Source organism: Mesorhizobium sp. M0060, assembly GCF_040323155.1.
Taxonomy (GTDB): domain Bacteria; phylum Pseudomonadota; class Alphaproteobacteria; order Rhizobiales; family Rhizobiaceae; genus Mesorhizobium.
The window spans coordinates 1-24,820 of record NZ_JAMYUP010000076.1 but is presented as its reverse complement, the minus strand read 5'-3'; the positions used below and the strand labels follow the sequence as shown (position 1 = coordinate 24,820).

Annotated in this window: 14 protein-coding genes and 4 pseudogenes; 9 read left to right on the top strand and 9 right to left on the bottom strand. The window is 57.1% G+C overall.

What is annotated here, in order from left to right:
• Positions 1-233 precede the first annotated feature (233 nt).
• The 5 genes and pseudogenes from NKJ94_RS33445 to NKJ94_RS33425 form a co-directional block, all read right to left on the bottom strand.
• Positions 234-362 (bottom strand): annotated as a pseudogene (locus NKJ94_RS33445) (amidohydrolase family protein); the annotation flags it as partial.
• A 386-nt stretch (positions 363-748) separates the two neighbouring features.
• On the bottom strand, positions 749-2,800 hold the full coding sequence (locus NKJ94_RS33440; protein ID WP_352531572.1) for a hypothetical protein: 2,052 nt from the start codon (positions 2,798-2,800) through the stop codon (positions 749-751).
• A gap of 61 nt (positions 2,801-2,861) precedes the next feature.
• Positions 2,862-4,193 (bottom strand): HlyD family type I secretion periplasmic adaptor subunit, encoded by a 1,332-nt coding sequence (locus NKJ94_RS33435; protein WP_352531570.1) that lies wholly within the window; start codon positions 4,191-4,193, stop codon positions 2,862-2,864.
• Positions 4,190-5,797 carry an ATP-binding cassette domain-containing protein gene (locus tag NKJ94_RS33430; RefSeq protein ID WP_352531568.1) on the bottom strand — a complete coding sequence of 536 codons (1,608 nt, stop codon included), beginning with the start codon at positions 5,795-5,797 and terminating at the stop codon, positions 4,190-4,192. The genes NKJ94_RS33435 and NKJ94_RS33430 overlap by 4 nt, the downstream gene beginning before the upstream one ends.
• 96 nt (positions 5,798-5,893) lie before the next feature.
• The gene (locus tag NKJ94_RS33425) at positions 5,894-7,456 is read right to left on the bottom strand and encodes a hypothetical protein (RefSeq protein ID WP_352531566.1); all 1,563 of its coding nucleotides are present in this window, start codon (positions 7,454-7,456) and stop codon (positions 5,894-5,896) included.
• 424 nt (positions 7,457-7,880) lie between these two features.
• Between NKJ94_RS33425 and NKJ94_RS33420 the strand changes: the two genes are divergently transcribed.
• From NKJ94_RS33420 to NKJ94_RS33390, 7 genes and pseudogenes are all read left to right on the top strand, one after another.
• Positions 7,881-10,229: an ATP-grasp domain-containing protein gene (locus NKJ94_RS33420; RefSeq protein WP_352531564.1), complete on the top strand. Its 2,349-nt coding sequence runs from the start codon at positions 7,881-7,883 to the stop codon at positions 10,227-10,229.
• A gap of 46 nt (positions 10,230-10,275) precedes the next feature.
• Positions 10,276-10,737: a hypothetical protein gene (locus NKJ94_RS33415; protein WP_352531562.1), complete on the top strand. Its 462-nt coding sequence runs from the start codon at positions 10,276-10,278 to the stop codon at positions 10,735-10,737.
• 311 nt (positions 10,738-11,048) lie between these two features.
• Positions 11,049-13,355, top strand: coding sequence for a CapA family protein (locus tag NKJ94_RS33410; protein WP_352531560.1), 2,307 nt, complete (start codon positions 11,049-11,051; stop codon positions 13,353-13,355).
• A gap of 719 nt (positions 13,356-14,074) precedes the next feature.
• Positions 14,075-14,500, top strand: a complete 426-nt coding sequence (locus NKJ94_RS33405) for a hypothetical protein (RefSeq protein ID WP_352451186.1) — start codon at positions 14,075-14,077, stop codon at positions 14,498-14,500.
• Positions 14,501-14,633: 133 nt separating this feature from the next.
• Positions 14,634-15,822: pseudogene (locus NKJ94_RS33400) on the top strand (IS3 family transposase).
• A gap of 127 nt (positions 15,823-15,949) precedes the next feature.
• Positions 15,950-17,155, top strand: a complete 1,206-nt coding sequence (locus tag NKJ94_RS33395; RefSeq protein WP_352531558.1) for a TadE/TadG family type IV pilus assembly protein — start codon at positions 15,950-15,952, stop codon at positions 17,153-17,155.
• Positions 17,156-17,600: 445 nt separating this feature from the next.
• The gene (locus tag NKJ94_RS33390; RefSeq protein ID WP_352531556.1) at positions 17,601-19,823 is read left to right on the top strand and encodes a CapA family protein; all 2,223 of its coding nucleotides are present in this window, start codon (positions 17,601-17,603) and stop codon (positions 19,821-19,823) included.
• 113 nt (positions 19,824-19,936) lie between these two features.
• Here NKJ94_RS33390 and NKJ94_RS33385 read toward each other — a convergent pair whose 3' ends face one another.
• Positions 19,937-21,325, bottom strand: coding sequence for a UDP-N-acetylmuramoyl-tripeptide--D-alanyl-D-alanine ligase (locus NKJ94_RS33385; RefSeq protein WP_352531554.1), 1,389 nt, complete (start codon positions 21,323-21,325; stop codon positions 19,937-19,939).
• Between the two features lie 312 nt (positions 21,326-21,637).
• Positions 21,638-21,907, bottom strand: coding sequence for a hypothetical protein (locus tag NKJ94_RS33380; RefSeq protein WP_352531574.1), 270 nt, complete (start codon positions 21,905-21,907; stop codon positions 21,638-21,640).
• Here NKJ94_RS33380 and NKJ94_RS33375 point away from each other — a divergent pair.
• Positions 21,831-22,045 (top strand): annotated as a pseudogene (locus NKJ94_RS33375) (ATP-binding protein); the annotation flags it as partial. The gene NKJ94_RS33380 and the pseudogene NKJ94_RS33375 sit on opposite strands and share 77 nt — an antisense overlap.
• Before the next feature lie 1,305 nt (positions 22,046-23,350).
• On the opposite strand, the pseudogene NKJ94_RS33370 reads toward NKJ94_RS33375, so the two are convergent.
• Together NKJ94_RS33370 and NKJ94_RS33365 are read right to left on the bottom strand one after the other, a co-directional pair.
• Positions 23,351-23,476: pseudogene (locus NKJ94_RS33370) on the bottom strand (helix-turn-helix domain-containing protein); the annotation flags it as partial.
• Positions 23,477-23,541: 65 nt separating this feature from the next.
• Positions 23,542-24,411 carry an IS3 family transposase gene (locus NKJ94_RS33365; RefSeq protein ID WP_352531552.1) on the bottom strand — a complete coding sequence of 290 codons (870 nt, stop codon included), beginning with the start codon at positions 24,409-24,411 and terminating at the stop codon, positions 23,542-23,544.
• A gap of 169 nt (positions 24,412-24,580) precedes the next feature.
• Here NKJ94_RS33365 and NKJ94_RS33360 point away from each other — a divergent pair.
• Positions 24,581-24,820: hypothetical protein (locus NKJ94_RS33360; protein ID WP_352531550.1), on the top strand; the 240-nt coding region annotated here is incomplete at its 3' end.

Sequence of the window (24,820 nt, the reverse complement as noted above, 5' to 3'; positions counted from 1 at the left end):
GGCTGCGCCACGTCCTCACTGAACTACCTCAGCGCCCCGAGAACGCAGCCATCGACGACCTGCTGCCCTTCAACTTCCTCAAAACCGCTGCAGCCTGATCCGCCCGGACGCGTCCGTCTGAAAGCGATCAGCTGTTGCAAGGGCCGTCGACGTGCGGGGAAATGAGCGCTTACGATTATGATGAGATCGGAGCGGTAACCGACCGCAATGCGGCCGATATCGTGCTCCCTTTGGAGAAGGGCCGCGTTCGTGCGGGTCGCGGAGCGGATGACCGCAGCCGGCGAAAGCACCTCTGTCCGGAGGGCGAATTCGAGCCCTTGATCTTCCTGGCTATCGCCGTCGAGGTCGGTGCCGAAGCCAATCGCAGCGCCTTATGATTCAATAGCTTAAAGGTAGACTGGTAGCGGGAGAGCGCTACCGCCTTTCCCCACACTCATCAGCCTGCCAATTCAAGCTGCGTTGCTGCGGGTGAGCAGAGTCCGCTTACCGGCGCGCCATATGAAGCACTATCGCAAGGAAAATCGGCGGATCGGGCGGGCGTAGCCGAGTTCGCGGTTCTCAAGTTGCAGCGCTTCGAGTGCTGTAGAGAAGGCCAGCATCGTGAAAGGCCAATGCCGCTGGTGCCGCCCATTGTCCCACCCAGTCCCGCAGTAATGCCGCTGGCGCCGCCGACGCTCCCCAGCCATCGGAGAACGGCAGGTTTCATAATCAGCACGGAACACACGAGGCTTCCTTGTGGCCCGCCTCGTCACTTCGAAGGCAGTTGATGGTAGCGGCCATTGAATAGCCGGCTCTCAATGCGGGAGACATGATCGATGATTGTATGTTCATAGAGCTTGCGGGAAATTTTAAGGTTTAAAGGCAGCGGCCAGTCCAAGCCAAGTAGATCAATCATGGTCTGAGCATTAGTCGCCATTTTCGACATTCCCGTTCCGCCTTCGCCGAAACGCGCTACACTGTTTTGTGCCAACTGCACGATCTGCCCGTTGTTCGAGGCATTGACGGCGCGAGTGCAGGGCCAAGCGCAAACCACGTCCTCAAATCGCAGCCCCATCTCAGGCGTGATCGTCCTCAGGAGGCTTGCTAAGGCGCTGATGCCGTAGCTTCGGCTGTAGACCGGGAGCCCGATCACGCCGCCGCAAGTTACCTTGATCAGTACATGCGTTTTGGTTCTGCCGATCTCAACGAAATGCGTTTGCTTCATTCCCGTGAACGGAATGTTCTGCGCCTTCACGGGGTCGATGATTCGGAACAGGACCTGTGCGGAGAGACCGGCTGCAATGGTCTGGTATGGAACTGGTAAGCCGATCTTCATACGGTCCAAGGTCCTGTTCGCCAGCCCCGGAGCGTCGCCGTACTGGAACGTAGCCGTCGGCCCTAGGGAAAGCGCCAAATGGTCGACAGGCAGACAACGCTGTTCGCCAGTCGCAAGTGATTCAATTACGACTGCAACGGCTCTGGTCGTGTCGCCTGTTTTTTCCAGATAGATCTGGCGGATGGCGTGCCTATGGATATATTCCGCGCCGCGGCGCTCAAGGATTTCGCGGCAGACGGCATCGAATCCATGACGAATGCAGGCATTCTCGGGAAACAGATCCGCCGCCACGATCTTCTCAAGGATGCCGGCGCCATAGAGGCGCGTGAGGTCTTCGGCAGATAGCCCTTGAGGACGAAGCCCCACCTTCCTCTCCAGGTCGGTATTGTCTTTCAGCGAATGCCTGAAGTGAGACGGGGTGAAGTAAAGGAAGACGGCCCTTCGGATTTCGTTCGGAAGCCGGAACGAACAGTCGAGGCTCTGTTCGAGATAAGTCAGGATCTCGCTAGACGCCTTAGAGGCAAGCCGGCTCTTGACGTGATCGTTCTGGAGCCCAAGCATTGCCTTGAGTGTTTGCCAGCGCCCATGGAGCTCATTCCCAAGATAGATCGGTATATCGCGAGCAGCGATCGCGCGGGGCCAGAGATCGACTTTCTTGTACTCAACGTCGAGCGCGACTGCCGGATCACGCTCGCCGACGAGGGCCCGCTTCACAGCCGAGAAAAGAATGCCGAGACCTGTGTTGTCCTGCTCGGCATTGAGAGCATTGGCATGGTTGATGTGTTCGTAACTTGCCGAACCGCTCTCGTTGGACTGTTCGGCGCCGTCCAGCACGAATTTCACCTCGTAGCGTTGGGATCCGCCATCCGCGACCAACGACGCGATTATAGCGCCGATCTTCGCGGCCGGTCCGCCGGCAAATACGACGACCGGCCTCTGCCGGCTTAATGCGCGCTCCTGCCGGTGCCCTGCGACCGCTTGCTGGTGTTCGGCCGGAGCATCCTGGATACGTCGGAGCGTGACTCTGTTGTCGCCGCGCGTCCGCACATTTCTCGTCCGGTAGTGCTCGCCATACGGACTCTCGGATTCAAGATGGGGACACCGGGCGATTAGGCTACGGTAGAAGTCGACGACCTCGCTACGGCGGTTGATCCAGACGCCCTTTCCCGACTGGTATGGACCTTCGAGGAGGTAGTCGAGGAATGCCGTACCAGAGCCCGTCTCCCGCGTCATGGCGCTACGAAGGTCATCGATCGTATCAAGCACACGGACTGGGACCAAATTACGGAACTGAGCTTTTCTCCCGCAGGTGAGCTCCAATCTGCTTTGACTGCCTGGTTCATTGACGCGCGCCAAAACAAGATCGCCAACGACGGGCTGTATGGGTCCGGTGGCAAGTGTGCGCATGTGATATGCCGCGACCCAGCGGGTAGCGAATTCACGTTTAGCTCTCTTCTGGTGCCCGCGAATTCTTGAAGAAGACATGATATCCGCCCAATTGCACTTTAACGGGAACTTCCAATTCTTTGTTTATTGCTCGTTCTTTTTATTCACGAAGGGCGCGACCCATAGCGGCGTAGACAGGAGCGCTGAGATACTCCCATGCTGACCTCGCTCCAGTTTCGATCATGACCTGCGTGCTCATCCCAGCTTGCAATGCTACAGGCGCTGCTTTCAAAGACTCCGGTCTCAGAACAATTCGAACTGAATAGAAAGCTTGACCGGTCCGAGGATCAATTAGTCGGTCAGCTGAAAGAGTGCGAACGTCACCGCTCATCGGTTGCTGGTAACGTTTGCTCACAGCGCTCAGCCAAACCGTCGCGTGCAGCCCTACTTTCACCTGATCGACGTCGAGGGGGTCAACGTTTGCCACAACAACGAAGTTGTCTTCTTGAGGGACGATGTCCATTAGCGGCTCTCCGGCCGCTACGACCCCTCCATTCGTGTGGACCTTAAGTCCCACTATGGTGCCTCCGATAGGAGCGCGTATCTCGGTACGCGTCGCCACGTCATCAGCAGCCGCCATTCGCTGCTCGTATTCGTATATTTTGGCGCGTGTTTCTCCTAGTGCCTCGACGATATCGGCCGTCGTCGAGGCGCTAAGTTCGGCGATCTTGAATTTCGTCTCCTCCATCTTTTGCTGGGTCGCGCCGATCGATGCTACATACCCGCTTAGGGCACCTCCCACGTCTGCCTTTTCTCTTTCCAAATCTACCAGGCGTGTCCTGACCACCAACTTCCTTTCATACAGGCTGCGGACATCACCTAATTGCTCCTCGATTAGCGCGAGTTTTCGAGTAGCCGCTACGACTTGCCCTTCAAAACCCTCTATCTCCTTCGCCATGCTTCCGGTTGCTTGCTGCAGCAGGGAGAGCTGCTCTCTGAAGAGGTTTTGACGTGTCCGAAAGACACTCTCCTGCCCGGAAACAGCATCCGCTGCCAATTTGCCGGACGCTTTCAATTCAGGCGGAATTTCGATCGTGTCCTTTCCATCTCTTTCCGCGACCAAGCGCGCTTCGGTAGCCTTCGCCTCGTACCACTGCGCCTTGATTTCATTTGCAGCGGCCGTCGAAGCGGTGTTTTGCAATCGTATCAACACCTGGCCTGGGGACACGCGATCTCCTTCTTGAGCCAATATCTCTGATATGATGCCGCCTTCGAGGTGCTGAACTGTCTTGACGTTTGACGCGACATTCACCACCCCGGTGGCCAAGACCGCACCCTGGATAGGTGCCGCGACAAGCCACATGCCGGTCAGGGTCGAGAAGGCAGCGACTATCGCGAAACCAGAGATCACTAAACGCCTACCAAACGGCGGCGGATCTTCGGCTTGCTGGGTGCCGGGGTGTTTGGTGCCAAGGGCGAGCGAAGCTATCACTTAACGCTCCGCAATTCAGTTTTCCCTAAGCGAACGGGACGAACGGAACCTTCGGTGAGCTCGGGCGATCGACTTCCCAGGATCAGCGACCTGTCAACTAGTCCGGCAAGGCGGTTGGTCTGTCCGGACATGGTCACAATTACCGAGCTTCCCGCATCCTTCATAAGCCTAACCGCCGACTCAAGGGCCTTCTTCGAGGCAGGGTCCAAATTGGCGAATGGCTCGTCCAAGACAATAAGTCTCGGCGCGCGAAAAAGCGCGCGGGCAAGGGCTACTCGCTTCCGTTCACTCCCGGACAGGCCGACCGAGTCGTTAAGCAAAGTGTCATAGCCCTGGCCCAGACGAACGATAATTTCGTGTATTCCGGCTATTTTTGCTGCGGAAACCACGTCATCGATAGAACTTTGTTGAAACCGTGCAATATTTTCCGCGACGGTTCCCTCAAACAGTTCAACGTGCTGAGGTAAATAGCCAATGCCTCCAGCTCTAACATTATCCGGAAGCCTGGTTATGTCCATGTCTCCCAAGCGGATCTGACCGGTGCGGGGCTTGAGCAAACCAATGAGAAGACGAGAAAGCGTCGTCTTGCCGGTGGCTGCACGTCCTATGACCAGCAGCAATTCCCCAGGAGCCAGAGAAAGCGACAGTTTCCTAAATACGTCTGCTCGCGATCCAGCATGCCTGAATGTAACTTGATCGAGAACTAACGAGCCGTGCGGCGTTCCAGGAAGCAGAGACGGCTCTACGTCCAACGGTTTGGCAAGCTCCGCCTTAATCTTAGAGTATCCCTCCCGCGCTTCCCTAAGGCTTCTGAGCTCCCGAACTGCCTTTTCCACCATTCTGTAAGCAAATCTGGCAATGAGCCGGGCTGCAAATACGCCTCCGAGGGACGCCGAATCGTTCAGGAACAGCCAGATGCCCGATGCCAATAGAACTATGTAAACGCAACGGTTCAGCGCCCGGATCGCTGCATCAAGGCTCGATCCTCTGGCATTAAGCCGCTCCCGCTGCAAAAAGCCATCTACTCTGTTCCTACCCCAGCGACCGGCGATCGCGTCGGCCATTGCGAAGGCGCCGACTACGTCTTTGTGCCTTTCCGCTGAGATCAATACCTCTTTCGCCTGCTTGGCAGCTTCACGTTCAGCTTGGCGGGGCTCTTGTGTGATCTTTTCTTTGAGCAGGCTCATACCTGTCAGCAAAGCCATGCCTGCCAACGCGATCAGGCCGAGAACAGGATGGATCAAGTATACACATAACAGGAAAACGGGAGCCCAGACCACGTCCAGCCAAGCAGCTAGCCCTCGCTCAACAAAGCTGGAGACTTTCTCGATGCTGGTCAGAAGCGGCGGATTGGGGACGCCTGCCGTCAATCCGGCTTTCACGGACTGGCTGGTCAAGTGGTGCTCGATCCAAACGCTCCAGCGGGAAAGCATACGGTGACGAATGGCTTCCAGCACGACGCCGGTTACCAGAGCGAGCAAGGCGGCCAAGGTCAGAATAATAAGGGTTTCCACGCTGCGGCTGGAAATGACCCGGTCGAATATTTGTATAAAATAAAGCGGCCCAGCAAATCGGAGCGCATTGATACAGACACCAAAACCCACAACCGCAGCAAGGCCAGGTATCGACCTTCGCCACATTTCGCTGAGCGGGGCGCTGTACCGCCGCCTACCTCGTGTTCTCACCAAGGACACCGTCTTTCACGCCCGCCCAAGCGGGGCATGCTGGTCGCCGCCCTCGTTGAAAATTCCCGAGAAATTCATGATCATCCCATCCAAATCGTCATGAGGGCTCAAAGCAGGTCCTGCAAGAACATTTTGCTGATGCCGATTTGCTCCCAAAAGGCGTTCATCGTGATCAACTGCCTCGAACATCGACCAAGCTCCGCTCACGAGATTGTACATTTGGGTGGCGGACAGAGGAGGGCACCCGAGGGCCTGGACCAGGCTGCCCAGAGATGACTTGAGGGCTCCACGGGTTTTTGCCAACACTGCCGCTTCTATCATCTCAGCGGGCGCCTGGATCGACATAAACGCGGGGTTCGAGCCTTGCGATAGCACCTCGGGCAAAGTGACCAAGACGCTCCCAAAGGGACTGGGCCATGTCGCCCTGCTGTCGCTGGCAGGCCTTCCGTGGCCAGGTGTTTCTCCCAACTCTGCCAGAATCAGTTCGTGCGCGAGCTTGCCCAAAAAATCAACTCGCAGCTGGGAAGAATGGGCTCGACCCTGGCCGATTGCCATAGTTGGATTTGAGGAGTCAGCTATGCGCCGAAGGTATGGATTATTGCTCTGTCCGTTAGCTAGTTTTTCAGAAGCGCGGGCCCGTAGAACGGGGCTGAGTGCCCCATCCTGGAGCTCCCATGGGGAATAGACATGCAGACCAGTGGCTTCTTCAGCCTCCCTCACACCGAGCGGCGAGCGCCCGATCCTGCCGCTAATTGCAAGTACCTTGTGGCCAGCAGCGCGGAGGGTATCAACTCCATACTTTGCTCCCATCGCGTCATAGGAAGCGAAAATCGCGCCAAGAGCTATGCTACGCAATGATTCAGCCAGAATTAGTTCAGAAGTTTCCTTCTGCTGCAGCCCATCGGCAATCTCAATAACAGCGACGTCACATCCATTTTCAGCGGCATGGTTCAGTAGGCGGAAAGCACCCTTCTCAATCAAATCTACCGGGGCTAAATACGTCGTTGCAAATCCTGCATCTGTGAAATCAAGAACGATGTCGGCTCCGGCATCCCGCACAATCCAAGTGTCGCCACCCGAGCCAGTTCCTGTGATTTTCAGTGCGGCGACCTTCAGTCCCGCCTTTTTGAATCCTCTGACCAATGACGTCGCCGTCAATGTCTTGCCGGCGTTCATTGAGGTCCCAAGCGACAGAACAATCGGCAGTGAAGGGGGTAAATCGTCTGAGCTGACCTTGTAATCCCACACGTTTAGCCGGCGGCCGAACTTGTCGCCAATCAGGCCGAGAGGGGTGATCTTGGTTGGCGCCAGCATGCGAGCATGCCTGGAAAGCTCACATGCCGCGATGCCTCCCCCCGCTACTAAGTCGCACGGCCCCAGATCGGGGCCTATTACGGCCTCGAACTGGTCAGGAGCGTACCTGTTTCCATAACAGAGGATTATCTCATCTCCGGGAAACATGATCGCTTTTCGGCCGCAGATGAGCTCCAGTCTGCTGTGATTGCCGAGTTCATCAACGCGCGCCAAAACAAGATCGCCAGCGACGGGCTGTAGGGGCCCGGTGACGAGTGTCCGCATGTGAGATGCCGCGACTCGGCGGGTAGCGAATGAGCGTTTAGCTCTCTTCAGGCGCCCGCGTTTAATTCTTGAAACAGACATGATACTCGCCCCACTTATACTCAGGTGGCATTTACAAGTCTTTTTCTATTCGACCTTTATTCAATTTACGCTTTTTACGCTTTTTTTCTTCCTCTCTGCTCGTGATTTTATCGGCACGGCTATTGAACACCATAACGTCTGGATCCCCGCCATTCGAACGCACGACGACACAACCCTCGATGGCACATACCATCCAGCTGCAATGTCCGGATCAGGCTGGCGGGAAATCTCACCGGCCTTTTAAGAGAACAAGAATTCGACTTCCGGATGCTGCGGCCGTGACAATGGCATTCAGGGGCGTTCAGGCCGAGAAGGGGGGATCAGAAGAAAGCAGTCATTCAATGTGGTGGAATGGGCCACGTCCTCGCACCTTCACATTGGTCTTGCGGAAGCCTCTCATGCCGATCGGTGGGCGGCCGGTTTTCGAGATGCTTTTGAAGTGGCTGCAACGCAACGGTATTCAGGAAGTCTACATCACGACCGGTGGGACACGGTCGAAAAGCAGGCGGAGCGTGAACATCAGGGGGTCAAAAGTGGGGTTATGGTCAGCCTATCTGAAGAGTTGGGAAAAATTGAGATTGTCAGGTTTAAGGTGCTGTCGGGACTTAATGTGCATAGCACGAACACGGTGGTCAAATTAACCCTGAATATCGGGCAGCTAGCGGTTTCTTGCATCTCCGATTTTACTGCGCTGGCTCGCTCAGCGCTGTCCGAAATGTTTCCCGGTTGTGCACAAGACGCTTTGGTCCCTCGCTACATTGCCGATGCAATCCTGTCCGCTGATCTTGAGCTTCGCCGCGCGATGAATTTCTATTCGTTTTCGCCGACGGCGTCGCTAGTAGGCGACCCGTCCGAAAGCCATCTTGCAATCGTTTGGGAGTCGGATGACCCGCAGATGTCGCGCGCGGCTGCTTCGGCTGTCGTTGAGGCGATTGGTGAGGCGGCGCGAGGCGAGGACGGGGCACCGAAATACGCTCAGACTCGGGAGCTAAACCTGGAAAGGGCGAAGAGACGGCGTCTTTCAAATTCGACCGCTGTGCTTGTAGCTGCAGCTAAGAGAAATCGCATCCCGTTCGAGTTCATTGCCCGTAACCACCTTCGCCTTGGCCAAGGCAAGCACCAGAAGCAGCTGTTCTCAACGATATCGGGTTCTACATCGTTTGCGTCGGCGAAGGTGGCCTTGGACAAAAGGCTGGGCAACAGACTTTTGGCGCAAGCGGGGATCCCAGTACCCCGTCAAATTACCGTTCGCACCAAACCTGAGGCCGTCGCTGCCGCTAAACAGCTGGGTAAGACCGTCGTGGTGAAACCGGCTCAGGGAAATCAGGGGCGGGGAGTTTCGGTTAAACTGCGGGGACGCCGTGCAGTTGAGGCTGCATTCGATATAGCGCACGACGTCACTCAGTCAGAGCGGTATGGCGTCTTGGTTGAGCAGTTCATCGCCGGCCCGGAATTTCGAGCGACAGTCGTTGACTATCACCTCGTGGCGGCGGTCATGTGTTGCCCCCCCCAAGTCGTTGGCGACGGTGAAAAAACGATACTTGACCTGATTCATGATTTGAATCGAGAACCGGACAGAGACGGGAGACGTCTTTCTCCTGTAGAAATCGACGATGAGTTGCTACGGCACCTAGCCTTGCATCGTCATACGCCGGAGTCCGTCCCAATTTCCGGGCAGCCTTTGGTTCTCCGACCTACCGGTCACCTCGCCCGTGGAGGCATCCCGGTCGATGTTACAAGCTCCGTTCATCCAGATAACAAGCAACTGTGCGAGCGCATCGTCAGAGTCATCGGCCTTAGCATTGCCGGGATAGATCTCATCATGCCCGACATTGCAAGATCTTACAAAGAGGTCGGGTGTACTGTCATCGAGGTAAATGCACGGCCGGGGATCGAGTTTCATCTTTGGCCGCGAGCGGGGATCTCGAGAGATGTGAGTGAGGTAATCCTGGCCAATATGTACAATGGGCCGGGCTCATCGGAAATCGCCACCGTACTCGTCATTGGCGATCGACACACTGGTATGGTGGCAACAGCAATCGATCACCGGTTCCAAGCCGAAGGGCGAAGAGTTGGTCTCTTGTCGAAAAGAGGCGCTTACATCAACACTGTACCCCAGGAATTTGGCCGGCGGACAACCCCGCAAATGCTGGCCAGAGACCCGTTCCTGGAAGCTCTGGTTTATGCAGCCTCTCCGGACAGACTTTGGGCGAGCGGTCTTTGTCTGGGTGCTTGCCGCGCGGTCTCGATGACTCGAACGGATGCAGATAATGGTACAGTTCTCGAAGATCTCACTCAGCGGGTGTTGCAGCGCGGCAACCAGGGTTATTTCATTGTTAACAGCGAAGATGAATGGTCCCGCCGTTCGCTGTCGACCTTGCCGACTACACGACTAATATTGGTAAGTTCCGAGCCTGATATTGATACCGACCTACGTCGGCACCTGCACAGTGGTGGTTTGGTTCTAACTTTGAGATGGAGCACTGACGGATCGGGCGCCAAAATAGCGCTTGTGTCGAGATCTGGTGAGCTAGCTGCGGAACCTGTCACATCTATGTCTCAGTCGCGGCCACCGCAAATAAGGGCTGCCATGCACGCAATGGCAATGTCGTATTTGGCAAAAAAGGATGGCTGGTTCGATGAAGTGGCCCCATTTCCTTCGGTTCGGCCCGAGACGAACGACGTTCGATAGCAGTGATGAGTTTATCGATTCTGCTGAAGCAAAGGAGAGTAAAGTTATGGATACTGTTTCGCCAACTGCCACACCGATTGTTTCGCTAAATGATGCGGCGACACTCGTTGCTTTGACCTTGAAACGCACCACAAACAAAGCGGGACAGCCGCGAACCCGTGCAAGAATGTCGTACAAGACATTCAGGCGCCTAACTGGACGGCGTGTCGGCAGGGCAGCGTTCGTGAGAGGCTTCACGGAGGAATTATTGAAGCTAGGCTGGCTGATGGTCCGTATGCCATCGGCTTACGGCTTCGTGCGCGCCGCCTCCCTCGACAAGTGGCATCTCATAAAATCGAATATGGTCGCGGAAGAACTTAAGGTGATTAAGGAGGGATCTGCAGCGAAGGCATTGGAGAGCGCTCGGCAAGAGCTCGCTGCATCGGGTGAGGATAACAGTTCAGCAGGCGGCCTCAGTAAGGCAGCTCGAATAAACGGAGAGAAGAAAAAGCCGGTCGCAAGCATCTGATAGATGTGCTTCCTCAGGAGATTGATTTTGTGTAGCCCCAAAAAGGGGCGGGCGAATTGAGGCCAAAAGGCTCCAGGAAGCTGGGCTGCAGATGCGGATCCAGCTTCCCACCATGGAGGGAAATGCGGCCCCAGAGCATGTTAAAGGACAATCTCCGCGCCCCGTAGAGAGTTGGCCTGCAACCGACGGCATGTCCTTTCGGACTCAATTTCAGCACCGTCGGCGAAAGGTTTGGAGGCTTGCAGAGCGCAAGACTTGTGAATTCTTGCGTCTCAGCATTCGCAGAAGAAACAGTAGCTTTGGGGAAAAAGATGGCGACTGGATCTGTTTACGTCTGGGAGCGTTGCGATTCAGATTTTACTGGCGGCCGGGTGCATTCAACCGAGGTCGAACTGCCTTATCTTTACCAGAACACAGAGAGGCAAGGCCTGCGTGGGCGGTACGTGGACGTAATTGGTCATCCAGCCGCGGAAATTAACTGGCCCACGGGTGAGATGGGCGAAGCACTGCCCGACAAGCAAGGTAACTATGTCTTCAAGCCTTTTGGCGGCGGCATTCTTGGTGAACAGGAAGGTTGTGAGACTGCGGCACGCTTCGGCCAGGTCAACGTCTACTACCACGTCTCCTTGATGGCTCATCGAGTGAACGAAGTGCTTCGTTCACTCGGCGAGGGCCCCTTGCCGAAGGTCAGGGCGATCGTCAATGCGCACCAGCCGAAACAAGGGGGAGTTAACGGGAACCTGCTTAGGTTGGTGCCGGTCAAAGGGACCAAATACCGATATCCAGCAAGAATCGAAAATCTCGATGATTTTTCGATCCCCCTCTGTGGGGAATTGCTGTTTGGCCCGGGGCGTGCAGTCACGGCGGAAGGGTGGCTTCCACGAATTTCAGGCGGTGCTTATCTGTGCGACCCCTCGCACAATGCCAGCTTCATATATCAGGCATTCGGACTTCACGTGGTGCGCCATACCGCTGACATCCAAGCCGACAGGCTGCATGCACCGCGCGCCAGTTTCAGCAGGCCCGGCCCACTTGAGTACGCCTTGAGCACATACTTTGCGGCCTCGATGCTCTCGACTCCCTACCTATGGTGCTGGCACCTCCGTCATGATGCCGAGTTCGTACCATCGGATACTCTTGCCAATGACTCACGTATGGACGATGCCGACATGCCGCCGCAGGAGGCGCTGGTCGCGCAAATCATAGCGGCGACAATGTGGGACCTGCACAAGGCTTTTCCGGGAGACGAACTTACTTGCATTTCGTTAGTTGTAGCTGCCCTTTTGGCGCTGGGACGACTTTCTGATAGCCCGTATGCTCCTTCCGGAATTCGAACGCGCGCCCTCAGGTCATTTCCGGAGAACTTCGCCTCGTGTTTGCTTCATGCAGACCGAACGAGATTCAGCAGCCGGTACGAAACACTGATCCGAAGCGTTTTTGAGAAACGTGGGATCGGCTTTAGTTCTTCAGCGGTTGAGACATTGTTGGCACCCTCCGTTCAGCCACCCCTCTACCGCCTCAGTGAGTCGGAAGAAGTCCGGCGCCATGTTGAAAATATTCGCGAGAAGTTTTCAGAGGTCATAATTCCGGATGACATCGATCTCATCGACCCGGACCAACTTGAACAGTTCCTCTCTTGGTCCGCCAGCGCTCCGTACCATTTGGCGGCGGTCGGAGATGTGATGACCGGGATGCGGATGCGTCATCGTATCCGCAGGTTTGGCCCAGACTATGCCTTCGCCTGGATCAGGCCGATCTTTAGACGCTGCGCTTTGATAACGGGAAATCTTGAGGGGCCGTTCTCCACCATCTCAGAGAAAGCAGGTACCACTCGGAACTACTCATACAAAGTCGATCCCAAGTCAGCCTCTGTCTTACGTCGTGCAGGCTTCGCTGCCATGACTGTCGCGAATAACCACATTCAAGACTGCGGTCGGGGTGGCGTGGTTGAGACGCTAGCCACGTTAGAGCGACAGTATATCCAACCGTACGGTGGTGGTAGGAACCAGAGCTCTGCTTACCACCCCGCGATTTTTGATGGCGCAGATATCCGTATCGGACTTCTCGGATATTACTGGAACCGTCGAACAGCGGCTCGTGGCGAACTTCCAGGCTCCGCACAAGATGTGCCCGAATTCGTCGAGCGTGACCTGGCCCAGCTTCGTCCACTGGTCGATCGGATCGCCGTGATGGTACATTGGGGTTTGCCATACCAGCGCCAACCTACCGAGCAAGATCGCATGAAAGCACGGCTATTTATCGACCTGGGTGCGGACGCAGTCATCGGCCATCATCCCCACATCCTTCAGCCGATCGAGATTTATAATGGTCGGCCGATATTATACAGTGTCGGCAATTTTGCTTTTGGGTCCGGAAACAGCAAAGGGGAGTCCATTCTGCCTTGCTTCCACTTTGGTGCGAAGCAGATCTGTTTAGATATTTATCCAGTTTACGTTCAAAACAGAGACCCGCGCCTCGATTACCAACCAAAGATAATGGGAGGGGCAGCCGGTCGCGCGACAATCGATCGGTTGCTGGCGTTGTCGCCTGGACTCGCCGATGTTGTCGTAGCCGTTCAAGACAGATGCCTTAAATTGGCCATCCCTGCACTGGCGTGAGGCTCCGAAGCTTATGCGTTGCCGTACGCGGATTTGCACTGGGTTCCTCGATCGCAATGGCGGCGCGAGCGATACGTGCCGACAAAACAAGGAGCCGATACCCTGTCACTCAGGACGCTGAGGTGCCGCGGAGGCGTCGCTTGCGAACGTTGCGAGGACCAGACTTGGAGAAACGAACTCTTTACTGCTCAGCCGGTTTTGATTTGTTTAGCTGCCGCTAATGGGATATGTCATCCCTGCGGGATCGTCCATGGGAGCGACAGGTGCGATTTCTAATCCGTCTGTTAGCGGCAGTCGTCTTAGGCTGTAGTCTGACGTATTCAGGCCAAGTACTTGCCTGGAAGGTTGGAAAAGGTACGACCTCAGCAACTATTAACGGCATAAAGTTGACGGTATACACCTATCATCCGAAGAACTGTGCCAATCCGTCGATCCTGTTCGTGTTCCATGGACTAAGCCGAACGGCCGAATCCTACCGAGACTACGCGCAGCCTCTTGCGGATCGAAATTGCCTGATCGTTATGGCGCCGCTTTTCGACCTGGAAAGGTTCCCAGGCTGGAGCTATCAGCGGGGAGGCATTGTCAACTCGGGCACAATTCAACCTCGGGACAGGTGGACTGTCTGGTACGTGAAGGGCTTGGTAAACTGGGCGAGGGCCCGAGAGGGGCTGCCGACTGCGCAGTATTACCTTTTTGGGCACTCGGCGGGAGGTCAATTCATGTCGCGTGTTGCAGCATTTGCCTTGTCGGATGCCAAGAGAGTGGTCGTAGCCAATCCGTCGACCTACGTATTGCCCTCGCTAGCAGAGGCGGCAGCTTACGGGCTGGGATGTCTCTCCTCGGGCTGCGTCTATACGCCGGATCAAGCCTCTCAGGAGTTGAAGGCCTATCTGGCTTTGCCTCTAACGATCTATCTTGGAGAAGACGACACTGGCGATGTCGATCTAAACGAAAGCGCAGCTGCTATGCGCCAAGGAGAGACGCGTTTGGATCGGGGGCAGTTCACTTTTGAGCTGGCGCAAGCTGTCGCGACCGCTAACGGGTGGCCTTTCAATTGGCGGCTCGTGATTTTGCCGGGTGTCGGACATTCGGCACGCGACTTGTTGCAGTCTGACCAAGCTCAGCAAGTCTTCGGCCTTAAGTAGAGAATTAGCACATCGCTGACTTCAAGGTCTGCCGCGTTTCACTCAGCCAGTGAGTAGCGAGACAGCTTGTGACCTTGCCCCTCTGATCTAATCCGGTTTGAAGTTCGTTCTGGCCCATCGAGAGGACCAGGACATGAAACGTAGCCGCTTCTCTGAAGAGCAGATCATCGGAATTTTGAAGGAACATGAGGCCGGGGTATCGGTTGCCGATCTGTGCCGCAAGCACGGGGTCAGCGACGCCTCGATTTACAACTGGAAGGCCCGCTTCGGCGGGATGGATGTCTCCGAGGCTCGGCGACTGAAGGCTCTGGAGGACGAGAACACGCGGCTGAAGCGGCTTCTGGCCGACGCCATGCTCGACAATGCCGCGTTGAAGGATCTTGTGGGAAAGAAATGGTGACGCCCGCGGCCAAGCGGAAAGCTGTCGCTCGCCTGAAGGAAGGCTTCGGGATGAGCGAACGGCGGGCGTGTAAAGCCATCGGCTGTTGCCGCATGACGGTTCGCTACGAGACCAGCAGGCCGGACGACCGCGAGCTTCGCGAGCGGATGAAGGCGATCGCGCAGGAGCGTCGCCGGTTCGGCTACCGGCGTCTTCTCGTGATGCTGAGGCGGGAGGGCCTGGTCGTGAACCACAAGAAGCTGTTCCGGCTCTATCGGGAGGAGAAGCTCGCCGTTCACCGCCGTGGCGGCCGCAAACGGGCGATCGGGGCCAGGGCGCCGATGGTGGTGCCGCTGAGGCCCGACGAGCGCTGGTCGCTCGACTTCGTATCGGACCAGCTCACAGACGGGCGCCGCTTCCGCATCCTGGCCGTCGTCGACGACTGCACGAGAGAGTGCCTGGCACTCATCGTTGATACGTCTCTCTCGGGCATGCGGGTTGCCCGAGAATTGGACCGGCTCATCACCGAGCGCGGCCGGCCGAGAATGATCGTCAGCGACAATGGCAGCGAGTTCACCTCGAACGCCATCCTCTCCTGGGCGGATCAGAACCGCGTGGAATGGCATTACATTGCGCCCGGCAAGCCGATGCAGACGGCTTCATCGAGAGCTTCAACGGCCGACTGCGCGATGAACTGCTCAACGAGACGCTGTTTACTTCGCTGGCTCAGGCACGCGTTGCCATCGCCCTGTGGCGCGACGACTACAACACCGCGCGGCCGCATTCCCAAATCGCCTGGCAGACACCGGCCGAGTTCGCCACCACCTTCAATCCGCGACGGTCGCTCGCGCTGCGCTATGCCAAAGGCTCCGCGCCAGCGCCCGTCGCTCCACCCGCCCAGCAGGGCACAACCCACGCCGGAAACGAACTCAAAACTGCATAGAAACTGGGGGCAACGTCACTTGCATCGCCTTTCTGCCGAGCGTGAATTGCCACTGCGTTTGATTGTTCTAATTTAGTAAATTCTAAACCGCCTTCGGTCTAAGTTGCTCTTAAGAGAGGGCTTCTGGATGCGGACACTGAAAGATCTGCTGCTCGAAAGGAAAGGGAACTTTGCCGTCGCGATGGCCTTAATGGTGGTGCCACTGGGCTTGGCCCTTGGCCTTAGCATTGACTTTGTCAATGCCGCTTCCTGGAAATCCAAGCTGCAGGAGATGGCCGATTCGGCGGCTCTTGCTGCTGTCGAGAGCGACGGAGGAAACGAAGAAGCCGTCCATGCCGCGAAGAATTGGGCGCTGGCCAATAGCTCCTTCGTGACCGGCGCTGTCGTTGGGGTGAGCATCACCACTCCTACTGCTGGGACGCGAGAGGCGGCGGTTGAAATCTCAGCTGGAATGCCAACCGCTTTCATGAGTCTTGCTGGAATTCGGAGTATTAACCTTCACGTGGCGGCAACGGCCCGAAAAGCCGCGCCAGATTATTGCTTCTATGTCCTCGATCCTGCCTCAAATGGAGCGCTGACGGTAATGGGTTCCGGGGGCCTTTCGGTGCCAAACTGCGGTATCCAAGTGAATTCCTCCAGTCCAAAGGCGCTGAGGCACGTTGGAACCGGAAAGATCGTCGCCAGGGAAATCTCTATAGTGGGCAATTACCAAGGCGGCGGTTACACCATCATCCCGAAAACCAACCAACCCGAACTCGCAGACCCACTTGTCGACATACCGCAGCCCGCTCCACCGAACGGCTGCGATTACAGTAATCAGATGCTGACCGATGTTACCATTCCGGCCGGCCGGGTGTTCTGTGGAAACATCGACTTCGACGGAAACGTCGTTCTTTCTACCGGAGTTCACTATTTTCAGAACGCAACAGTGAGTATCGGCAGCCATGTGAATCTCTCGGGCGACCAAGTCACGATATTCGTTGACTCCGAGTCAAGCATTATTCAGTCAGCAGGCAAAGGTGGCGTAAGGATTTCGGCTCCCACGAGCGGCATTTACGCTGGCATCGCTATCTTCGGGTCACGCACAGTTACGCCCTCTGTGCCAACGGTCTCATTATCCGGAAACAAAAACTACTTAATTGAAGGGGCTATCTACCTGCCCCACCATCATTTTCGGATGAGAGGGACAAAAGACCTGAAGTCGACTGCCAACTCAGGTTGGATTGTTGCCTGGCAATTCTTCTATAGCGGCAACTCGAGCGTGACCCTGGATAGCTATGGTGCGACTCCGCCGAAAGCTCTTAGAGAGTTAGGGATAGTGCTCCTTCGCTGAAGCAGTGATGATGTTAGTCCTCGGCACAGGGCCACACCTTTGTTGTCGCTGCGTTTTGGACGGAATAACCGGGGCTGGGACGAAGCAACCATTCCGGGCGGCTGCGGTCAAATGCATGGCCGAAATTGCCGCCAGAGATCTCTGTCAGTTCCGCTGCTCTGCCGGCAGCGTGCCATTTTTGCGTCTACAGAGAAGGCAGTCTACGCACTCCGCGGCTGGTGGTTGGCGACGATCCCGGGGTGAAACGCGACAGTCGATCTGAAGGTGAGTGACATCGCCGCTGCTCGCTTCAGCGGGACTGGCGCCGTGAGAGCTTGCCTATGTCTCCGCAGACAGGCTCGGCTCTAAGCCAATAGCGTGCCGACGAGCCGGAAACTAGTATACTTCCCAGGTCCTACCTCTTCCGCTAAGTTAGCCAAAACGGGGTTGGCCTGGGCAATTTCAAATGGTGCAGATACCACTTCTGGGTCCAATTAATATTTATGACGGGGTGCCGCAGTTCCGCACGGCCCACGCGATGAAGGCTGCTTTTAAGGAACTTGGCTACACCTCGACAAGATTCGGTGATTTGCTGCGGGTCGCAAAGGGCGGTCGACATTGTTATTTGTTCGAAGGCGAGACCAGTTTTATGTCGCGCTTGGGAAGCCGCATCTTAAAGGATAAAGTATTAACTTCGAGAATTCTGAAGGAACACGGCCTGGAGGTGGCTGAACAGCACGTCTTTGTTTCCGATCAGTTAGAGGCGGCGCGACCCTTGGTGGCGCGGATGGGTAGCGTTGTAGTCAAGCCTGCCGACGGCAGAAAAGGCAGGGGGGTTACCGTCGGTGTGACGCCCGAAACGTTAGATGCAGCTTGGGGTCTCGCCAGCGTCGGGTCCTCAAAGGGCATTCTCATCGAGTCATTTTTCAGTAACGCAGTCGAAGCGCGATACTTGGTCATAGATGGACAGTGCGTCGCGGTGATTGAGAAGGTTATTGCACATGTCGTAGGGGATGGAGAGCAAAACGTCGCGGCCCTTATCGACGAAAAAAACGCCCGGCGTGCTCGCAATTCACATTTGTCCGAGTATCCAATCCAGGTCGACGCAGCACGGCGCAACTTCTTATCCGGGCAGGGAATGACGCTTGAAGATGTTCCGTCCAAAGGTCGGATCGTTCCGCTCGCCGCCAAATCCGGTTGGTTGCTAGGAGGCGAGACGCGGAACATCACCGACAGCGTACATCCGGAGATGCGGCGTATCGCCGAAAGAGCCACTCAAATCGCGCCAGGCTTGGATGTGATCGGTCTCGATGTCATGGCGTACGATCATACCACAGCCCCGAACCCCGGTAGCTACATCATTATCGAAGCCAATAACCGTCCCGGTCTAGGGCTTTATGTATATCCCGCACACGGCGATGCAATCGATGTATGCCGTCTGATAGCGGCGTTTTGCGACCGCCAGCTGTTTCTCAAGGCACACCCGCCAACCGATATGCTGACCGCCGACAGGCCACGGCCTTCGGCAGCCCGCGCCGAAGAGCCCGCTCTGGTGGTCTCGCCTGACCTAGACCTACCGTTTCATAGGCTTGAAGTCTCCAGCAGCCAGCCGCCCACCATCATGTTCGGCGGAGACACGAGCCTTGGTGACGGCTATCTCAGCGACCGGTGGCCTGAGACACGCGCCCGCTTAAGCAAGGTCCCGGACAGCTTCTTCGACGCCCTGCGGCCGATGATCGCCAATCGTGCAGTTCTGGTCCTTAACCTCGAGACAGTCCTTGCCGTTTCGCCACCGGATATCTTTGGCGGACAAAAGAAATTTCTTTCCTGGGAAGACCCCGTGCGCACGCTCAGCGTACTTCGGCGCCTTGGGGTAGACGCCGTGACGCTGGCCAATAACCATTCAATGGACTTTGGGCAGGAGCCCGCATTGGCGATGAGAGACACTTTGTCGTCCAGCGGAATTCATTCGATCGGGATGGGGCCCGACCTTGCCGCAGCAACAACCCCACTTTTGATCGATTTAGGTGTTGCCCAAGTCATAGTTTTTTCTGCTTTCGAGTACCGCAGAGACTACGACCAGAATTTCAAGTTCTATGCCGGGCCCCACACGCCAGGAGTGGCCGGATTTGGGGAGGGATTCTCGCATTTCCTGCCCGACCAAGTGCGCCTCTATCGAGCCGCCTTTCCTGAGGCGATGATCGTGTTTCAACCGCATTGGGGCGGCAAGAATTATCGCTGGGCGACGCAGGAGATGTTCGCTTTGGCGAAAGAGGCAATGCGCGCCGGGGTAGATCTGGTTATTGGGCATGGCGCCCATTGTCTACAGCAGGTAGAGTTTTGCAAAGAAGGCGGGTTGGTGTGCTCTTTGGGTAATTTTGTCTACAATGCCCCCGGTCGCTATCTGAAAGAGAGTGGTTTCCCTTACAGTCTCATCGCGCGGCTACATCTGGGTGTGGGGGAGGCGGAGCTGCGCCTCTACCCGGTGTCTTGCGACAACCGGGTCACCGATTTCCGCACGCGTCCTGTGAATGCCATGCAAGCTGCATTGGTCTTGTCGGAATTGAGACGACGTGCGACACTTCCCGACCAGTTCGACCACCAGATTAAACTTAAGAAAGATGATTTTGGGTGGTGGTACTTGCAAAATCAAGTTCCTCTGTCACCGCGCTTCGCCCTTCGACGGTAGCGCAATTGCTCATCCTGTCATTTCAGGCGTTAATGCGGACGAGCGGGCATGAATGTACGCAGCTCTCCGGTTGCAAAGACGGCGCCCAGCCGGCACTACCCTAGGACGCTATATCACGGCGGACCTAGTCGAGAGTCCAATTGCCGGCGCAGGCGAGTTACAACTTCATCTAGACCCATGGCATTCGAAGCTTTTACAAGAAGGAGGTCCTTCGCGCGCAGGATAGTGGCGAGCTCGGGCAACACATCGTCTGCTGTCGCGAAGTGTGGGCCGAGGAGATACTCCGGCAGGGCACGACGGAGATATGTCATCTGCGTCCCAACCGTCATCACCATATCCAGATCGGCCGCGAGAACGGGTTCCGCCAGACCGGCGTGAAATTCGGCCGATCGTGGCCCGAGTTCCCGCATGTCGCCAAGAAGGGCAAGCTTTCGGCCCCCACTTGCGCGCTGCCCCTCAGCAAGTGCCGCCAGCACGGCGGCTACTGATGTCGGATTCGCGTTGTAGGCCTCATCGACGATATGGATCTCGCCGGACGCGAGGGCGATGCGTATGACTTCGCCGCGCCCGGGGATGGCCTCCACCTCGGCGAGCGCGTTGGTCGCAGCTCCCAGATCAAGGCCGAGCGAATCGACAGCCGCCAGCGCGCTGAGGCTGTTGACTGCCATGTGCCGCCCTGGATTACCTAACTTGTAGGCAAAGTCCCGGCCCTTCAGGACCGCATGCACCAGTTGATCTTCGGGCGAATAGTCCACGAGCCGGTAGTCGGCCTTAGCATGTTCACCGAAGGACACGACCTTCGCCCCGAACGACAGGGCGCGGGCTCGGAGGTATTCGAAATGCTCGGAATCCCGAGGCATGATCGCAGTGCCGCCCTTAGCGACATCGTACAGGCGGGCTTTCAACTTGGCGATGGCCTCACGCGAGCCGTACTCTTCGAGATGGGCGTCGCCGATTGTCGTGATGAGTGCGACATGCGGCTTGAGCGCAAGCGCGCTAAGCTTCCGATAAAAGCCAATCGACACCTCGAAAACGTGGAAGCCATCACGGGGAAGGTTGGCGATCTCGCCATACACTCCACTGTTGGTATTGAAGTTCTTGTCCGGAAACGGTTGATAACCAGTTGCGGTGAGAATGGCGTTGATCATCGCCTTGGTGCTCGTCTTGCCGACGCTGCCGCCCACGGCGATGAGGCGTCCGCCGTAAGCAGCCCGCGCTCGTTTGGCGAGATACTTCATGGCGACGCGGACCGAAGCCACCCGGAGCAACGGCAAGTATTCGAAGTTGGACCGGTACTCTCGGTCCGCGAGGAGCGCGAGCCCCTGTCGCCTGAAGCGCCTGATCTTCTTGGTGTGTACGCCGTAACGGTAGGTGCCAACGCATGGGATGACGAGCGCGCCGGGGCCGATCAGTGCGTCGCAGAAGGCTATGCGGTCGGTCGTCCAGTCTTCCGGCAGGTCGCCTTCCCATATGCCTGCAGTGATCTCCGCAAGCTCAGCCATCGTCCAAGGGTGCATTTCTCCCCCTGTCCCGCCGATCGACCCGAATCACGTTGACCCGCGCCTCGGCCACCTGGAATGCGTAGCCGTCCGACACCCCGTCCTGTGGTCCGATCACTTTCAGCCAATTCCGCCCAATATGCAATGGTTCCGGGTACCACCGGAGACCTTTGCCGGGTTCAAAGCGGCCTTCGCGAAGGCCGCTACTTTAACGACGAGATCCGCAATCACTTTTGAGATCGTCTGGTTGGGACCGATCATGATCTTGGATGACCGGAACCGTCTGTTCGAAGGTTGGTTACGCATCCGTCGAGTTCAACGGCTCATGGTTGGGAGATAGTGATGCAGCACCTCGCCAAGGTTTCGCTTGTCGAACGTCTGGCCACAAACGGGGCAGAACTCGAAATACCCGGCTTCGTCGTTGGCGGGCGGCCCGTGGCGCTTGCCCTTGATGCCGATTGCGGGGTTGTTGGTTCGATCTCGTCTCACGTTGGTCGCCACCGCGCGTAAGGGATCGATCCTGATTACCTCCAACCGTTCGGTGGGTGAATGGGGGAGCGTTTTTGGAGATCCCGTGGTGGCCACGGCAATCTTGGATCGCCTGCTTCACCATTCAACGGTGATCACCATCAGGGGGACAGCTACAGGCTGCGCGAAAAGCGCCGGTCCGGCCTTCTGCAGAAGGTCGGCTCGGTGCCCGAAACAAACGAAGCAAACCAATGAAGGGGGTCAGTTCTTCAGTTCGCCAAAGGGGTCAATTCCTGGATTCGTTTGACAAAGGCGGCAGACGCAACGTCTGCGAAGCCGTCGCCCGCGCGTTCAATTGGTGCGACGAGAGCGTTCCGCCGAGCGGGTGGTCAGTGCGCAGCATTCGCGGCCTCAGAGCGCGCGCGGGGCGATACGGATTGATCGTGCCGTCGCCTGCGGTCGGCTGCTGGAGTTACCCGGCGGGTCAGAAGGGCCTTGCCGCAGCAACGACGGCTATCTCGAAAGCAAGATCGTCGATGCGCCGACATTCGAAGGCCCGATGCGCACGCCGGCGGTGGGTTCACCATGAGGAGTGTGAAAACCGTACAGGTTCGAGCCTTGCTCGAATTTAGCGAAAGATCAGGTGCAAAGGCTGGAGCAACACCCCGTAGCGATTGATGTCCGTGAGCAAGACACGCCTGTTGTCCAGTTGTCTCTGACCCTGGGCCTGTAGGCTACACAAGCGCAATCCGCCTCGCGCTGAAGATAGCCGGCACCCATCGGGAGAGGGAGGAGGGCGGGAGATAGGTGCCGGCCTAGACGGGAATTCGGGTCCGCCGCCGCAACAGCGTAGCTGAGCCTTGGCTTGGTGTCATTGCCTGATGCCGGGACTGGGCGCCTAACCGTCGCACGCTCAACCGGCGCCTTGTGGCAATTCTTCTCTCTCAAGTCGAGGTGTGCGCAATATTGATCGAATGGCAGACCTTCACTCGAAGGGGCGACTTTGCTTTTGCTGTGTCGATTGGTTATTCTGTAAAGAAATCTCCGGGCGAGAGGGGTAATGCCGATCCATCAAAGAGCTCGGGACGCGGGTGTTTTCGACCAGTCCGAGTTGGCGTTGCTCAGTCGCGTGTTCGATCGGCTGAAAGTTGACGGTCAGACCGTGCATCAACGTGAAGCGCTCGCGTCCCGGATCATTGCAAATTACATGGCCGGCATCGTGGAGGAGGAAGAGCTTCTTTCGGCTTCCAAACAGCGCTGGGTCATGAGGTCCGTCGACGCTGTGCTGCCGCGCGCATCGGGCGTTGGCGCGCTGGCACGGTTATCCGCGCCAGCGCCTTGCTGGATGTTTATAGACTCGACAGTGCAGACATCTGCAGTCCCGGCCCGCTTCCCATGTCGCGCTCATGTCGCATGGATCTGCCGATAGCCGCAGGAAACGCTTGGAAATCAGCCGTGGCAGCTTCCAACATGCGCGACATGAAAGGACGCTTCTATAAAGCAACCTTCCAGTTAATGCCTTGATTTCATTGAGATAAACTTGGTAGCGGGAGCGCGCGAGATCTTGTAGCCGGTCTTGCGCGAGATGCCGAATTCCCGGCACACATCGCTCATGCCTTCCCCGTCGAGAAGGCGAGCTACAAAACGAAGACGTTCCTCCATCACCGAATACTCTCTCCACGGCATCAACACCTCCGGCCAAAAGCCAAAAGTGTTACCCATTGGACTGCACCCCTTGGGTGAGACACTAATTAGGGACAGTTCTCCAGGTTTTGGATTGCGGCTGGGGGATCCTGGCGCAATCGCGTTAGGCCGGCTTCGTATTCATCCGGCGAGAGATAGTCGAGCGCTGAATGCAGGCGATGCCTGTTGTAGACCCGCTCGATGAATTCGCCGATGCTTTTCTTGGCATCGATGATGTCGCGATAGGCTCGGCCATCGACCTCTTCGTCCTTTAGCGTTCGCATGAAGCGCTCAGCCTTGGCATTGTCATAGGGATTGCCAATCCGGCTCATGCTCGGCTGGATGCGATGCGCCGCAAGTCGTGCAGCGTATTCAGCGCAGGCATATTGCACGCCGCGATCGCTGTGATGGATGACGCTGCCCGGCGGAGGTCGGCGCACCGCAATCGCTTGGTCGAGCGCAGCGATCGCCAGCTCGGCCTTGAGATGGGTTGCCATTGCCCAGCCGATGACCTTGCGGCTGTAGGCGTCAAGCACGATCGCCAGATAGGCGAACTCCTCGGCAAGATGGACATAGGTGATGTCGGCGACCCAGAGCTGGTCGATGTCGGTCAGTTGGAGGCCTCGTGCCAGATTGGGAACGACCCGCCAGCCATGCTTGGAATCCGTCGTCATCGGCACGAAACCTGCCTTGCGCAGACACAACAGATTGTCCTCGCGCATCAGCCGCAGCACACGCTTGTGGTTCGCCCGCCAGCTCCCGCAGCCGAGCAGCACGGCAATCCGGCGATAGCCGTAATGCGGATTGGACAGCGCCAGGCGCTGGATCACATCACGCAGACCTGCCTCCTCACGGCGTGGAGACGATACCTGCCAATGCCGATAGTAGCCCGCGCGGCTCACGCCCGCGAGCCTGCACATCCGCTCGATCCCGATCACGCCTTGCAGCCATCGAAAAGGACGCCATCATCGCCTGGATGACCGTGTAGATGCCGTCCCGCCAGGCGCGCCGCTCTGCTGGCGTTCTTCCCCGACGTGCTGCAAGGCAAAAAATCGAGATCGACGGTCTTCTGTCCGACCAATCGTTCCAGATCGGCGATGCGAGCCAATGCCTTCGACAGCTCGTCAGACGTATCCGACGGCGCAGGCACTGCAGGATCGTTTGCTTGCCGCCGCACCGCTTCGACGCGCTGCGGACGCCCAGCACCACGCAGCGCCGAAGACCCGCCAATGCGAAACTGGGGCGCCGCTGGCCAAGAGCCTGCTGTTCGATCCGCTCGGCATGCGCTCGAGCAGCTATCGGCACGAGGACTTCATTGCCGCCGGCAACAACCGCGCCCTGCTGCAT